We start from the raw sequence: 14,483 nt of genomic DNA on the forward strand, positions 1-14,483 counted from the left end.
GATTTATGATTGAATTTGAAGACCGCTTAACGGATTATATTTAACCTTGGCAGTTACACAGAATCATTTACAGGGTCAGGCAAACACAGCGTCAACAGACTCAGCAAACAATACTCGCTCGGTCCAGAGGTCCAGCTCCGCTTCATTCGCATTTTTTAAGCGCACCTCATACTGCTCCGCTAAAGCACCGAACTTCAATTGCAGCAGCTTAGCAAGCGTCACAGTACGGCCTTGCTCTATACCTTGCTCAATCCCTTTTTCAATCCCTTTCCGCTCAATCAGTGAGATATATGGCATGTTTGAGTCCTCCTCAACTTGCTCGACCAATCCATTATAATAGGTCGTGATTTCTGCAGGCAAATAAACCATCCACTCCAGAAAAACAATCAACCGCCTAATCAACTCTCGATCAAGATCCTTCTTAATCACAATCCGATAAGATTTCAACAAGCGTAGATCAACATCACTTAATCCGTCGGCGGACGCATGCCGATGGTGGCGGTTAAGGTATGCGGTTCGCCATTGCGTAAAATTTCGAGCTTAATTTTCTCACCGGGTAACATCCGCGCGACTTGATTCATCGAGGTGCGGCCATCTTGCGCACTTTCACCGGCAATCTTCAGAATCACATCACCCGGCTGCAAACCTGCTTTAGCGGTAGGACCATTACGGTATACACCCGCCACCAAAATCCCCGGACTTTCCAGCAACCCTAACGACTCGGCCAACTCAGGGGTTAACGCTTGTACCTCCAAGCCCAACCAGCCCCGTACCACCTGACCATGCTCAACAATCGAACGCATCACATCCAACGCCAGCTTGACTGGAATGGCAAAACCAATCCCTTGCGAGCCACCGGAACGTGAAAAAATCGCGGTATTGATACCCAGTAAATTACCCTGCGCATCGACTAACGCACCGCCCGAGTTACCGGGATTGATCGCCGCATCAGTTTGAATAAAATCCTCATAGGTATTGAGCCCCAACTGATGGCGTCCAGTGGCACTAATAATCCCCATCGTCACCGTCTGCCCGACACCAAAAGGATTACCAATCGCCAACACCACATCACCGATGCTGATATTGTCAGAGCGGCCTAAGGTAATCGCCGGCAAGTCAGGCAAATCAATTTTCAACACGGCCAAATCTGTTTCCGGATCGCTGCCAATCACCCGCGCCAAGGTCTCTCGTCCGTCTTTCAGCGCCACAATAATTTGATCGGCACCGGCAGTCACATGGTTATTGGTCAGTAAATAACCTTCTTTGCTCATCAGCACAGCAGAACCCAAACTCGATTCCATCCGCTTTTGCTGGGGTAAATTTTCACCAAAAAACTTTTTAAACGCAGGATCGCTGTACAACGGCGGTAGAGGGTTGCTCACCACCTTCGTCGTATACAAGTTCGCCACCGCAGGTGAGGCTTGGTTAACCGCCGTTGAATAGGAGGCTGGACCATTCGTTGCACTCTTATAAATAGGCGCTTGCTGCAAAGTCAGATCAGCCCTAGGCAAGCCAACCCAATGCGGAAAACTCTCCATCAATAGCAGTGCCAACAACAAGCCGACAACTAATGGCCATCCATAACTTTTAAAAAACCGTGTCATACCTAACTTCCCAAATAAACAATGACGCAGCCTAGTAAATCGGTGAAAACCGCATAATATGTAAAAAAAATGCGACAAACTGACTAAAAACCACGATAAATCGCCATAAACAACAATAAGCGGCATTATAGAATGCCTACACCAATTAAAGCATCGCCCATTCACATCAAGGAACAATTATGTCTGTTGAACGCAAGCTTCTTTTGCACGATATCGAGCAGTTTCTCAACGTCAACGCCATCAGCGACTACTGTCCAAATGGCTTACAGGTGGAAGGCACCCCACAGATTCAGCGTATCGTCAGCGGTGTGACAGCCAGCCAAGCCTTAATTGATGCAGCCATTGAATTACAAGCCGATGCGCTATTGGTGCATCACGGCTATTTTTGGAAAGGCGAAGATCAGCGCGTGATTGGCATGAAGCAGCGCCGCCTCAAAGCGCTACTCACTCACGATATCAACCTATTGGCCTACCATTTGCCGTTGGATGTGCACCCTGAAGTGGGCAATAACGTGCAGTTGGCGCAGCGTTTAGGTTTAACCATCAGCGGGCCTTTAGAGCCGGTCAACCCGCGTAATGTTGGCTTAATTGGCGAGCTGGCAACACCCTTGTCCGCTAATGAATTTGCCGCGCGGATAGAAAAAGCGCTGAATCGCGCGCCGTTAGTGATCGACCATCAGCAGCCGATCAAGCGTGTGGCTTGGTGTACCGGTGGCGCGCAAGGCTATATCGAACAGGCGATTGCGGCGGGCGCGGATGCCTATATTACCGGCGAAGTATCAGAGCGCACTTTTCATGAAGCGCAAGAAAACGGCATCAGCTTCTTCGCCGCCGGCCATCACGCCACCGAGCGTTACGGCGTGCAAGCCCTTGGTGAATGGCTGGCCAAGCGTTTTAACATCGAACACCACTATATCGAGTGTCCAAATCCGGTTTAATCTTGAGCGCATTAAAGCACAGCGCCCTACTGTAGGAGCTGGCCATGCCTGCGACAGCGCTAATTCAAACAACACAACACCAACAAACACCCAGCAAAACCAAAGCCCTTACGGGGTGCTTATGGGCTTAGAGGGTGCTGCACAGCAGCGGTCGCAGGCATGGCCGGCTCCTACAAAAGTGCGCTCGCCACCAACATTATCGCGAGTCAACAAACATCGCATCACTGCAGCGAGCTAAACACCTGCGTCATCACTCCTCATATATATCTATGCTTTTTAGTTCTTAATAACCATTTCATTAGAACCAACAAGCCATGCTAAAGTGCCCTTCATCTGATCCGTACCCAATAGCAAAATCACAGCCAAATCAGGCGCAATACCTAACAAAGTGAGCACAGCATGGCCGACACCCTGACCCACCTGAAACAACTCGAAGCCGAAAGCATCCACATCATTCGCGAAGTCGCCGCCGAGTTCGACAACCCCGTCATGCTCTACTCCATCGGTAAAGACTCCGCTGTTATGCTGCACCTCGCGCGCAAAGCCTTCTATCCAGGCAAGCTGCCTTTTCCAGTAATGCACGTCGACACGCGCTGGAAATTCCAAGAGATGTACAGCTTTCGTGACAAAATGGTCGCTGATCTTGAGCTGAATCTGATTACCCATACCAATCCAGACGGCATCGCCCAAGACATCAACCCCTTCACCCACGGCAGTGCTAAACACACCGATATTATGAAAACCGAAGGCCTCAAACAGGCACTCGACCAATACGGTTTTGATGCAGCGTTCGGTGGGGCACGCCGCGATGAAGAAAAATCTCGCGCTAAAGAACGTGTCTACTCGTTTCGTGACAGCAAACACCGCTGGGACCCAAAAAACCAACGTCCAGAACTGTGGAACATCTACAACGGCAAAGTGAACAAAGGCGAATCCATCCGCGTCTTTCCATTGTCGAACTGGACCGAATTGGATATTTGGCAGTACATCTACCTCGAAGGCATTCCGATTGTACCGTTGTACTTCGCTGCTGAACGCGAAGTCATCGAGCGTGATGGCACCCTGATTATGATCGACGATGAACGCATTCTTGAGCACCTCAGCGACGAAGAAAAATCACGCATCCAGAAGAAAATGGTGCGTTTTCGTACGCTCGGCTGCTACCCACTGACCGGCGCAGTAGAATCGACGGCGACCACATTGCCAGAAATCATTCAAGAAATGCTACTGACCCGCACCTCAGAACGCCAAGGCCGCGTCATCGATCACGATGGTGCAGGCTCAATGGAAGAAAAGAAACGTCAAGGCTACTTTTAAGGAATCCGCACTATGAGCCATCAATCTGAACTAATCAGCCAGGATATCCTTGCCTATCTGGCCCAGCACGAACGCAAAGAATTACTGCATTTTTTAACCTGCGGTAATGTCGACGACGGCAAAAGCACCTTAATTGGTCGCCTGCTGCACGACTCAAAAATGATCTACGAAGACCATCTCGAAGCCATCACCCGTGACTCGAAAAAAGTCGGCACCACCGGTGATGATATTGATTTGGCACTGCTGGTCGACGGCCTGCAAGCCGAGCGTGAACAAGGCATCACCATCGATGTTGCCTACCGCTACTTCAGCACCACCAAACGCAAATTTATCATTGCCGACACCCCAGGCCACGAGCAATACACCCGCAACATGGCTACCGGTGCGTCAACCTGTGATCTGGCGATTATTTTGGTCGATGCCCGTCATGGCGTTGAAAACCAAACCCGTCGTCACAGTTATATTGCCTCCTTGCTGGGCATTCGTCATTTGGTGGTGGCCATCAATAAGATGGATCTAAATGGCTACGACGAACAGGTTTACAACGACATCAAGGCTGACTATTTAGCCTTTGCCAAACAAATCAACCTCGATGCTTCATCACTGCATTTTGTACCAATGTCTGCGCTAAAAGGCGACAACGTCGTCAACCGTAGCGAGCATACGCCTTGGTACGCTGGGCAAACGTTGATGGAGATTCTGGAAAGCGTCGATGTCAGTGGTGATCTGAATCACCGTGACATGCGTTTTCCGGTGCAATACGTCAACCGTCCCAACCTGAACTTCCGTGGTTTTGCTGGCACCTTAGCCTCTGGCTCACTGCGCAAAGGTGATGCGATCACGGTATTACCATCCGGCAAAAGCAGTCAGATTAAATCCATTGTCACCTTTGATGGCGAACTGGAACAGGCGATTGCTGGGCAAGCAATTACCCTAACCTTAGAAGATGAAATCGATATTTCGCGCGGCGATTTAATCGTGCATGCACAAGATAATGTGCGCAGCAGCGATCATTTTGACGCCATGTTGGTATGGATGGGTGAAGAGCCTTTACTGCCTGGCAAACGCTACGACTTCAAACGCGCCACCAGCTACATCCCCGGTAATATTTCGACCATTGAACACCGTGTCGATGTCAATACTCTGGCGCAAAACACCGTCAGCAGCTTGCAACTCAATGAAGTTGGCCGCGTACAAATCAGCCTCGATGCGCCGTTAGCACTGGATCATTACAAAGCCAACCGCACCACCGGTGCCTTTATTGTGATTGACCGCCTGACCAATATCACTGTTGGCGCAGGGATGATTATTGCGCCGAATAACAGCTCGAGCGCCAGCCGTACCATTAGCAAAAGCCGTGTTAGCCGTGATGAACGCACTCTGCGTCTGGGCCAACAAGCAGCGACGGTACTGTTTAGTGGCTTATCCGGCGCGGGCAAAAGTACGCTGGCCTATGCGGTCGAGCGCAAATTGTTCGATACCGGTCGTGCGGTGTATGTGTTGGATGGTCAGAACCTGCGTCATGACATCAACAAAGGTCTACCTTTGGATCGTGCTGGACGCAGCGAAAACTGGCGGCGCGCGGCGCAAGTGGCGCGTCAATTTAACGAAGCCGGTTTAATCACCCTGGCCGCGTTCGTAGCCCCAGATGCCGAAGGCCGTGAACAAGCCAAAGCGTCGATTGGCAAAGAGCGTCTGATCACCGTGTATGTGCAAGCCTCACCGCAAGTCTGCCAAGAACGCGACCCACAAGGTCTCTACGCAGCCGGTGAAGACAATATCCCCGGTGAATCCTTCCCCTACGATGTGCCGCAGGATGCTGATCTAATCATCAACACGCAAAGCAGCTCGGTCGAAGAAGGCGTCCAGCAAGTGTTACAACTGCTGCGCGAGCGCGAGATTATCTAAAGCTGACAACCGCGCCGCGCACTCTTGGGCGCGGCGCTATAGATAAAAAAAGGATGTCAATTGGCATCCTTTTTTATCTTAAAAATGAGCGAAAAATACAAATATCAAGCATCAACTCAGTAAGCACCTCTCCCGCTACAAATCAGCACAATAATCCTGCTCGGCCACCGCAGGTGTATACCAAACAAAATCGGCACTGCCCGCCAACACATCCTGATCTGCCTCGGCAAAGATCAGCACACGCTGCTCAACATTACCTGTGGCCACATCATCAATACCCTGCAAATCGCGCACATGCAACGGCACACCGAGGTCATAACGCACATGATACGCGCCAGCAATCAACACCGCAGGCTTCGGCGCATCGAGCAGAACCTTAGCCATACTGCGATCGCGCTGCTGCTGCACCGCCAACATCGCCGGCAATTGCGTTTCAGGTAATTTATTGCAATGCGCTTCACGAATATGCGCAGATAATCGCTCAGTCACATCCGCACGCGTCGACTCACGCCCCAACAACTCAGGCGGCTGACGATAAATAGCCATCAAGGCATCGCGGTTGAGATTACCCGCCAAGAGCGGATACGGCTGTGCTAAAACATGCGTAACCAACCCCGAATACTGCGACCAGTCCCAGCCTTTGTGCCAGTTCAAAGCCAACGGCAGATCGGCTGGACGCGCACCTTTAGCCACCTTTACCTGCACTTGAGTGACAGTCTCTTGCTGATCAACCGTCAACATTTCCATCACCAGCGCGCCTTGCACACGACGTTTCTCCAGCGCCTGTAACAGCCACAACTGCAACGCGTGATGATCCGGGTTATCGTGCTTCTCGCCCAACAACAGCAACGACGCACCGGCTAACTCATCCAGCAACTGCCCAGCCGTCACAGACGCCCCTGTGCGCAAATCAACGATCTCACCCAGCCGCGGATGATCACGCTCACGCGGACTCTGCCACTCTGGCAAGTCCTGCTCAGCAGCGACCTCCAACGTCTCAATTCCAGAGGACTGACACGCCGCCAACACGCTAAATATCGCCAATAACAACCAACGCATAACACCCCCAAAAACCATAAAAAACCCACCAACTCACTCCACAAACACCAGCAACCGACTCAGCACAATATCCGGCAATCTTTGCGAGTACACGCGTTCAGCACAAAACCATCAGCCTAGCAAACAACCCCGAAGCTATTAACGACCCTTAAGCCCCTGCTCCGCATCGCGCCTCGCAATATAAAGATAGGTTTTCCCTTCCTTAACCTTAGCCAACACCCGCAATCGAACCAACCCATCTAAATCACTTCGTGCCGTTCCCTCAGAGACATCAAAATCATTCTTAACCTCCTTCGCAGTAAATACCCGCCCCGGATTCTTCAGTGTCTTACGCAGTAACTGTCCCTGACGATAATTGAGTTGTTTATTCACGCCTGTTTTTTCCAACCACAACATCAACTCAAAATAATCACGCCTTTTCTCTTCGATATAACCTAAAAAATCATGCACTGCTCGACCAATAATTTTCATCTGATAGACAACAAAATAAGTCAAATCAAACTCATCAGTTTCTGTATACAAATACGACTCGCCATACTGAACCGGCGCTTTTTTCAGTAAACTGGAAATAGAAATATACTCAAACGCCCAATAGCCATTTTTTAGCATGTACCAATAAAATAAACACCGCGCAGTCCTGCCGTTACCGTCACGAAAAGGGTGTTCATAACCGATCATAAAATGCAAAATAATAGCTTTAACCATGGGATGAATAAAAATCCTGCCCTCTTGTCCGTCGTGCAGAGCATTGGCAAACTCACATAGCATCTCAAGCCGCTTAGGCAACAAGACAAAACTTGGCGGAACATGCGCGACATCTCCCTGCCCATCATCGACCACAACATCATCGCTTTCACGAATAAAACCAGGATTAACTTGCGCAGCGTTAACACCATTGGTCGCTGTTTCATGAAATTGGCAGATCAAATCAACAGTCAGCGGCTCATCCTTGGTGTATTTAGCCTGTCGCATCAGCAGATAATTATTAAGCACCATTCGCTCATCATCATTGATCGGCTCACGCTCAGTTTCTAACATCTCTTTGGCGATCTTACGTGTCGTTGCCGCGCCCTCTAATTGCGCACTAGAAATCGCCTCCTCCATCATTAAAGAGTCGACTAAATACCTACTATTTTCAGTATGCGTCAGGGTATTTCTATTCAGCCCTATCTCAGCAGTCAGCTGCTCAACACGATGAATAACTTGCTGACAGGAATCAGGAATAAATAATCTAAAATGCTCATCTGACTCACTGACTAAACCAATCGACTTCAGCACCGCAGCCCGACTTAACTTAATAGCAGCCCACACAGCCTCACGATCAACCGTTGTTGGAATACGCCTTTGCAACTCATGCCAATGTAAATATCGACCCTTTGCGTCAACAACGCCATAATCGCGCATCAAAGGAAGAACACGCTCAAAAGAAATTGACGCTATATCCTTGTTTTGTAAAGGTTTTTTTATCCTAGACATTATTCAACTCAATTTATAAAATATTGCGTTGAATGATTTATATAGTATGTTTAGCGACTATTCAATAATGCGCCAAAATCCAACCAAACAAATCTTTTTTGCAAGCAAACCGTCAGCGCGCAATAATCAACGGATGATCTCGTTCTGGGTGTTTCTGCACCAGCACGTCCAAGCCAAACACCTCATGCAAGGGCTCCGCGCGTAGCACCTGATCGGGCGAGCCGGACGAAAACACCGTGCCCTTATGTAACAACAACAAATCATCACAATAACGCGCAGCTAAATTCAGATCATGCACGATCACCAACACTGCTCCGCCCTGATCAGCAAAAGCACGCACGGCTTGCAAAATACTGTGCTGATGTAACGGATCGAGCATCGAGGTGGGTTCATCCAGCAATAACACCTGCCCCTCACCACCCGGCCACAGCTGCGCCAACACCCGCGCCAAATGCACGCGCTGCCGCTCGCCGCCAGACAACTGCAAATAACTACGGCCGAGCAAATGCCCGCTATCCACCGCCGTCAAAGCCGCAGCCACAATTTCCACATCAACCTGACGACCGGTGGCATAGGGTAAACGCCCCATGCCCACCACTTCTTCGACACGGAAAGCAAAATTCAACGTCGAATGCTGCGGCAAGACCGCCAAATGTTGCGCGCGTAATTGATCCGGCCAATCGGCCAAAACACGGCCATTGAGCAACACCTCGCCGGCAGCCAGCGGTAACTCTCCACATAAAGCCGACAACAGGGTGCTTTTGCCCGCACCATTGGCACCCAACACGCCGGTCACCCGTCCCGCGCGCAGATCTAAATCGACGCCACGCAATACCGCACAAGGACCACGTCGCACTTCTAATTGACGAGCCTGCAACATCAAAACTCACTCCCAAGCAGCATGGAAAAATCATCTTTAGCCAGTAACATCGACATGCTAGAGCGCAGTCGCAGGCCGGACCAGCGCGAACAAAAACACCGACATCGGCCCCATCAAAACCGGCTCTTAAGCAATAAATACAAGAAGAACGGTGCGCCAATTAACGCAGTGACAATACCAATCGGCAGCTCCGCCGGCGCTAACAATAAGCGCGCGGCGAGGTCAGCAAACAACAACAAACTCGCGCCAGCCAACGCCGAAGCGGGCAGCAAGACACGATGATCCGGCCCCACCGCTAAACGCAGCACATGCGGCACCACAAGACCAATAAAACCAATCATCCCCGCGGCAGCAACGGCGGCACCCACACCCAATGCAGTGCAAAACACCAATTCACGCTTGAGCTTTTCCACAGCAAAGCCTAAATGCCGTGCTTCTGACTCGCCCAATAACAGTGCATTCAACGCCTTGGCGCGACGTGGCAACCATAAAGCCACAGCAAAGGTAATCAATAATAACGGCCATAACCGTGCATAACTGGCACCGTTTAAGCTACCGAGATTCCAAAACGTCAGAGTACGTAACGTCGCGTCATCGGCTAAATAGGTGAACAGGCCAATCGCGGCGCCAGCCAATGCCGCCAAGGCAATCCCTGCCAATAACATGGTGGCCACATGAGTCTGGCCATCACGCCGACCTAAACGGTAGACCAGCGCAGTGACGCCCAAACCACCGGCAAACGCACAGATCGATAAAATATACGGACTCCACGCCTCCGAAATACCGCCGAGCATGGCGCCACCGACAATCGCCACCGCCGCACCCAGTGCCGCGCCGCTGGATACGCCAATCAAACCAGGATCAGCCAGCGGATTACGAAACAATCCCTGCATCGCCACACCAGATAACGCTAGCACTGCACCCACCGCCAAACCTAAAAGCGCCCGTGGCAAACGTATCTGACTGACAATCAGTTGCGCCTGTTCTAAGGCGGGCGTACTGGCCACATCAAAACCCACAGCGCGTAGCAGTACCATGACCAAATTCTGCAGACTGATACTCACTGGTCCCAGCGCCAGCGATAAAACAATCGCCACAGCCAACACCGTCCCTAGCAGCACAAATAATCTATAGCTCGTATTCAACATTAATATTTATCAACTTTTGCTCTGGAGATAGCCATAAAAACAGCACAAAACACAGCACAGCACAGCCGCATGACTCACTGGCTTTTCTGCGCAACCTGCACTGTTGTCGCTGGATAAAATGCATCAATTAACTCCGCCACTTGCTGGGGCACGCGCGGGCCTAAACCACCAACTAACAGAGTGGGATCAATCGCAATCACCCGGCCCTTTTGCACCGCGTCAGTATGCCGTAAAGCGGGAGAGCTCGACAGCATCGTTTCCAGTGCAGCTAAACCTTGGTTATGTCGATCAGCAACGATAATCACCTGTGGATTCAGCGCCAGCATTGACTCGCTCGACAACGCTTTAAAGCCCTGATGCCGCGCCAAGTTCTCGCCACCCGACTGCTCGATCAGCCAATCACCGACGGTATTTTTACCGGCAGACAAAGGGTTACCCTGCCCAGCACTAAACACCAAGAGCACGCGCGGCGTCTCGCCTTCGACTTTATCTAGCTGCTTGTTGTGCTGCGCCATTGCCTGACTAAACGCCTGTAAAACACGCTCGGCCTCGGCACTACGCCCGAGCAGTTGCCCCATACGTCGCACACTGTGACTGACGGCAAGCAGATCAGCATCCACCGGCAAGGTTTCAATCTGCACACCGGCCGCGCGCAATTGCGCCAGCACCGGCGGCGGACCCATTTCTGCGCTGCCAAAGAGAATCTGCGGCTGCAGGGTTAAGACACCCTCCGCTGCCAGTTGCCGTTGATAACCAATACTGGGCAAGGCTTGCAAACTGCTCGGATGCAAACTGGTGGTATCGACGCCGACCAATTGTGCCTGTGCGCCCATCGCCACCAGCCATTCTGAAATCGAACCGCCCGCACTGATCACCCGCTGTGCAGCAGCCACCGACACCTCCGTCTCTGCCACACCCTGCGCAGCCCACGCCAACCCAGCACAACACTGCACCGCCAGCACCACAGCAAAAATCTTAATCTGCTTAACCACCGCAAACCTCCCTATCCACAACATCAGCGTCCCCTCTCTACTCTGCTTGCTCACTGCGCGCCTCCATTATTATCTGTGCGTCATCAATACCCAGCGTTTTTAACAACGCCAATAATTGCAAAAACGTCTGCAACGGTGCCTGCTGATGCAAAACCAAATCCACAGCCGCTGGTGGATGACTCTGCAGCGACTCACGCAAATCATTGAAACCCGCTTGCGGCTGACCAGCAAAACGCCACGCGCCCTGCTCGTCCAGCATAATCACCATGCGCTCGCTAGGTGCGGATTTTGCAGCACTTAGCGCCGCATCACTGCTTGGCAAATCCAGCGGCAACTCTAATAATGGCTGCTGCGCGGTCAGCAAAAAAAACACTAAGACAATAAAGATCACATCCAACAAAGGCGTCAGATCCGGCAATAAGCTGGCGGCTGGCATAGCCCCTTGTGGTAGACGAATCATGTTGCACTCCATTGCATAGCAGCATTATGACTCTGTGGCAGCTCAGACAAACTCAGATCCAAACCGTTAAAGGCCAAGTGACAACGGTTGAGCAGCATTTGCACTCGCTCTAAATAACGTTCAGCCCAAAAGCTAAAACCTTGCCCCGCAGCTAACGCGGGGATGGCGATGACTAAACCCCAAACCGTGGTGTACAAGGCCTGCCACAGTCCATCGGCCAATAGCGCTGGAGTGACGGGGCTATTTTGCTCGGCAATGCCGGCAAACATAGTCACCATGCCCAACACCGTACCCAGTAAACCCAACATCGGCGCCAAGACTCCGACCATCTGCAACACGCGCAAATGACGATTGAGACGGCAGCGCTCTTCTTGCAACCAACAGCCCAAGACTTCTTCACGCTGCTCGGCCGGTAAAGCACCGTGACGTTCCAGCAGCGCCAGACCATAACGCCAGCCACTCGGACGTTTACGGCACGCTTGTGCGCTGCAGTCGCGGCACACCGCACTGCTACTGTTTAAGGTTTTCTGGCTGATCGGCTGCAGCTGCAAAAAGACACTTAAGCGTTCCAGCACTAAAGCCAAAGCCAGCAGCGAACACAGCGCGAGCGGCCAACCCAATGGCCCCATACTGACAAACCAAGCCGGCATCTTAAGCCTCCACCGCCATCAAAGGCGCAAAGCTCTCAGCCAATGCCCGCCATTGCTCGCACTCAGGAATACCCGGTTTACGCACGCCATACAGCTGCACGATCAACTCACCCATCGCATCGTAGGCTTCCCAACTGGTAATCACGCCATCCGTGGTGGGCTTACGGACGCGCCAGAGCTGGGTAATGGCATTGGCTTTTAAATGCAGGTTGAACTCAGGATCAAGCACATTAAACCAGTCGCCCGCCCAACGTAGATGGGTCACTGTACCGCTATGAATTTGCACACAATGCTGATTACCGACAAACACCATAATCGGCAACTGCTGCTCAGACGCTTGGGCAAACAACTGCGGCAAAGCAGCGCTGGGTAAAAGTTGCGCCCATTCAGCGCCGGCCAAACGCAATGCTTGGGTGCGCGTGGTGTGTGCTTTTTTCAATAAAGCAAAAAAGTGATGGGTATCTTTTAGTCTCGCCCAACGCGCACGCATCGACTGCACATCAATGTCGCTGTCCGCTAACTCCGCTGGTTTTTCCAGCGCAGCCACAGTGTTTAGAGTCGAGCGTTGCTCAGTCGCGATAAAATCCTTTAATAAAGCCTCCCAAGCCGCCAGATCACTGCTTTCAGTTAAAAACACCTTATGCACCGCCGTGCCTTGCTCATCAAAAAACTGCAGACTGCGCTGAGTCCCGCGCTTGGTTTCGTCAGTCAGAGCAAAAGCGCTGTGCCAACCACTCAAAAACAAACGCAAATCAATATCCGCCGACACCACTAAGCCCATCTTGCCATTGGCCATCACCGTGGTGTCGCGATACACACCATGACGCTCATGCACACAATGCTCATTACGCGTCAGCACCATCACCTCACCCAGCGTGACTAAAGCAGGCAATAACGCCGACCAATCGGCCCGCAACAACAGCGCATCTTCACCGACGCGACTGGCTAACAACTCCGCCTCAGACACCGACAACTGCGCCGCCGCATCGCGTGCGCGCAAACGCGGTTGCTCACTGCGCAACACCTGCCACGCCAAATACAAATCATTTCCGTGAGCAATCATAGGATTAACACTCTGCGTCGAATCTAAAGATAGCGTACTCATAACATCACCTCTGTTTACTGATTAAGGTTTTGCCGCAATGGCAAACTCAATGGGAATCTGCACACGACTGGGCACGCCCACGCCGTTATACGTCTCTGGCAAAAACTGCCACTTTCTTACCGCAGCCAAGGCGGCTTGATCCAAACTTGGCACCGTCGATGAACGCAGCACCTGTAATTCCACTTGCTTGCCACGTGCATCCAAACGCACCTCCAACCAAACCGTACCTTGCTGCTGACGTCGTCGCGCTAATGCCGAATAAACAGGCGCTGACGGTGCGCGGGCAAAGCGCGGCTTACTACTGATCACTTCCTGTGTCGACGGCGTTGACCTCGTAGACTGAGCCGCTGCCGGCGCAACGCCCTCAGCAACAGCCGGCCCATCACCCGATGCCGACACCTCAGGTTCAGGCACTGCTTCAAGCACCGCCGCTGCCTCAGTCAAAGATTGAGCGCTCTGAATCGGTTCAGACGGTTGCAGCGCGTCCTCATCAACTGCCACCTTCTGCGAAGCAGCCGCCGCCTGTGTCTCTAGCACTGGTTTCTCCCGCACCCGCGGCACTGACTCGGGCTTAAGCACAGCTTTAGCTTTCAGCGCGGCGCGAGTCTTATGCAAGCGCACAGCCGCCGCCGCGGGTTTAACCAGCACCGGCTCAGCCACAGGCGCAACCGACGCTTGCGCGGCAGGCAGCACAGCAGCAGGCCGCATCACCAGATTCGGCACCGCCAGCAGTGTAGGCTCCGGCACCCCGTCCGCCAGCTGCACACCCCCAGCAAACTGCTCGGCCAGTAAAGGAAATACAGCAAAAAGATGTAACGCTAATGACAGCGTTAAAAAGACCAACAACCTTGACATAAATCAATTAACTCAACTCACTGATTCGCTATTAAGAATCATTTGCATTTAATAGTCAACATCATTTAGAGTCCATCACTCATCTTTGTGA

General features: G+C 51.8%; 14 protein-coding genes. 3 read left to right on the top strand and 11 right to left on the bottom strand.

From position 1 onward, the window contains the following. Positions 1 to 75: 75 nt before the first annotated feature. The gene (locus tag JYJ62_RS03610) at positions 76 to 297 is read right to left on the bottom strand and encodes a hypothetical protein (RefSeq protein WP_205340854.1); all 222 of its coding nucleotides are present in this window, start codon (positions 295 to 297) and stop codon (positions 76 to 78) included. A gap of 170 nt (positions 298 to 467) precedes the next feature. After that, positions 468 to 1,604 carry a Do family serine endopeptidase AlgW gene (algW, locus tag JYJ62_RS03615; protein WP_205340855.1) on the bottom strand — a complete coding sequence of 379 codons (1,137 nt, stop codon included), beginning with the start codon at positions 1,602 to 1,604 and terminating at the stop codon, positions 468 to 470. A gap of 179 nt (positions 1,605 to 1,783) precedes the next feature. Between algW and JYJ62_RS03620 the strand changes: the two genes are divergently transcribed. From JYJ62_RS03620 to cysN, 3 genes are all read left to right on the top strand, one after another. Beyond that, entirely contained in the window at positions 1,784 to 2,542 is a 759-nt protein-coding gene (locus JYJ62_RS03620) for a Nif3-like dinuclear metal center hexameric protein (protein WP_205340856.1), read from the top strand. 399 nt (positions 2,543 to 2,941) lie between these two features. Next, positions 2,942 to 3,859: a sulfate adenylyltransferase subunit CysD gene (gene cysD / locus JYJ62_RS03625; protein ID WP_205340857.1), complete on the top strand. Its 918-nt coding sequence runs from the start codon at positions 2,942 to 2,944 to the stop codon at positions 3,857 to 3,859. A 12-nt stretch (positions 3,860 to 3,871) separates the two neighbouring features. Further along, positions 3,872 to 5,767, top strand: coding sequence for a sulfate adenylyltransferase subunit CysN (cysN, locus tag JYJ62_RS03630; RefSeq protein ID WP_205340858.1), 1,896 nt, complete (start codon positions 3,872 to 3,874; stop codon positions 5,765 to 5,767). Between the two features lie 135 nt (positions 5,768 to 5,902). On the opposite strand, the gene JYJ62_RS03635 is transcribed toward cysN, so the two are convergent. The 9 genes from JYJ62_RS03635 to JYJ62_RS03675 form a co-directional block, all read right to left on the bottom strand. Next, entirely contained in the window at positions 5,903 to 6,826 is a 924-nt protein-coding gene (locus JYJ62_RS03635) for a ChaN family lipoprotein (RefSeq protein ID WP_205340859.1), read from the bottom strand. A 138-nt stretch (positions 6,827 to 6,964) separates the two neighbouring features. Continuing rightward, positions 6,965 to 8,302, bottom strand: coding sequence for a Fic family protein (locus JYJ62_RS03640; RefSeq protein WP_205340860.1), 1,338 nt, complete (start codon positions 8,300 to 8,302; stop codon positions 6,965 to 6,967). 112 nt (positions 8,303 to 8,414) lie between these two features. Beyond that, positions 8,415 to 9,182: a heme ABC transporter ATP-binding protein gene (locus JYJ62_RS03645; RefSeq protein ID WP_205340861.1), complete on the bottom strand. Its 768-nt coding sequence runs from the start codon at positions 9,180 to 9,182 to the stop codon at positions 8,415 to 8,417. 113 nt (positions 9,183 to 9,295) lie between these two features. Further along, entirely contained in the window at positions 9,296 to 10,330 is a 1,035-nt protein-coding gene (locus JYJ62_RS03650) for a FecCD family ABC transporter permease (RefSeq protein WP_205340862.1), read from the bottom strand. Positions 10,331 to 10,404: 74 nt separating this feature from the next. Next, positions 10,405 to 11,376 (bottom strand): heme/hemin ABC transporter substrate-binding protein, encoded by a 972-nt coding sequence (locus JYJ62_RS03655; protein WP_232365711.1) that lies wholly within the window; start codon positions 11,374 to 11,376, stop codon positions 10,405 to 10,407. After that, complete coding sequence (locus JYJ62_RS03660) at positions 11,360 to 11,782, bottom strand: biopolymer transporter ExbD (protein ID WP_205340863.1); 423 nt, start codon at positions 11,780 to 11,782, stop codon at positions 11,360 to 11,362. The genes JYJ62_RS03655 and JYJ62_RS03660 overlap by 17 nt, the downstream gene beginning before the upstream one ends. Next, entirely contained in the window at positions 11,779 to 12,432 is a 654-nt protein-coding gene (locus JYJ62_RS03665) for a MotA/TolQ/ExbB proton channel family protein (RefSeq protein ID WP_205340864.1), read from the bottom strand. The genes JYJ62_RS03660 and JYJ62_RS03665 overlap by 4 nt, the downstream gene beginning before the upstream one ends. A gap of 1 nt (position 12,433) precedes the next feature. Continuing rightward, entirely contained in the window at positions 12,434 to 13,537 is a 1,104-nt protein-coding gene (locus tag JYJ62_RS03670; protein ID WP_205340865.1) for a hemin-degrading factor, read from the bottom strand. A gap of 21 nt (positions 13,538 to 13,558) precedes the next feature. Then, complete coding sequence (locus JYJ62_RS03675) at positions 13,559 to 14,392, bottom strand: energy transducer TonB (protein WP_205340866.1); 834 nt, start codon at positions 14,390 to 14,392, stop codon at positions 13,559 to 13,561. Between the last annotated feature and the right edge of the window lie 91 nt (positions 14,393 to 14,483).

It is taken from the genome of Denitrificimonas caeni (genome assembly GCF_905120345.1).
Taxonomy (GTDB): Bacteria; Pseudomonadota; Gammaproteobacteria; order Pseudomonadales; family Pseudomonadaceae; genus Denitrificimonas; species Denitrificimonas caeni_A.

Bases quoted from the DNA above. Each gene is read 5' to 3' on its own strand.
- JYJ62_RS03610 (WP_205340854.1), bottom strand. From the start codon at position 297: ATGCCATATATCTCACTGATTGAGCGGAAAGGGATTGAAAAAGGGATT.
- algW (WP_205340855.1), bottom strand. From the start codon at position 1,604: ATGACACGGTTTTTTAAAAGTTATGGATGGCCATTAGTTGTCGGCTTG.
- JYJ62_RS03620 (WP_205340856.1), top strand. From the start codon at position 1,784: ATGTCTGTTGAACGCAAGCTTCTTTTGCACGATATCGAGCAGTTTCTC.
- cysD (WP_205340857.1), top strand. From the start codon at position 2,942: ATGGCCGACACCCTGACCCACCTGAAACAACTCGAAGCCGAAAGCATC.
- cysN (WP_205340858.1), top strand. From the start codon at position 3,872: ATGAGCCATCAATCTGAACTAATCAGCCAGGATATCCTTGCCTATCTG.
- JYJ62_RS03635 (WP_205340859.1), bottom strand. From the start codon at position 6,826: ATGCGTTGGTTGTTATTGGCGATATTTAGCGTGTTGGCGGCGTGTCAG.
- JYJ62_RS03640 (WP_205340860.1), bottom strand. From the start codon at position 8,302: ATGTCTAGGATAAAAAAACCTTTACAAAACAAGGATATAGCGTCAATT.
- JYJ62_RS03645 (WP_205340861.1), bottom strand. From the start codon at position 9,182: ATGTTGCAGGCTCGTCAATTAGAAGTGCGACGTGGTCCTTGTGCGGTA.
- JYJ62_RS03650 (WP_205340862.1), bottom strand. From the start codon at position 10,330: ATGTTGAATACGAGCTATAGATTATTTGTGCTGCTAGGGACGGTGTTG.
- JYJ62_RS03660 (WP_205340863.1), bottom strand. From the start codon at position 11,782: ATGATTCGTCTACCACAAGGGGCTATGCCAGCCGCCAGCTTATTGCCG.
- JYJ62_RS03665 (WP_205340864.1), bottom strand. From the start codon at position 12,432: ATGCCGGCTTGGTTTGTCAGTATGGGGCCATTGGGTTGGCCGCTCGCG.
- JYJ62_RS03670 (WP_205340865.1), bottom strand. From the start codon at position 13,537: ATGAGTACGCTATCTTTAGATTCGACGCAGAGTGTTAATCCTATGATT.
- JYJ62_RS03675 (WP_205340866.1), bottom strand. From the start codon at position 14,392: ATGTCAAGGTTGTTGGTCTTTTTAACGCTGTCATTAGCGTTACATCTT.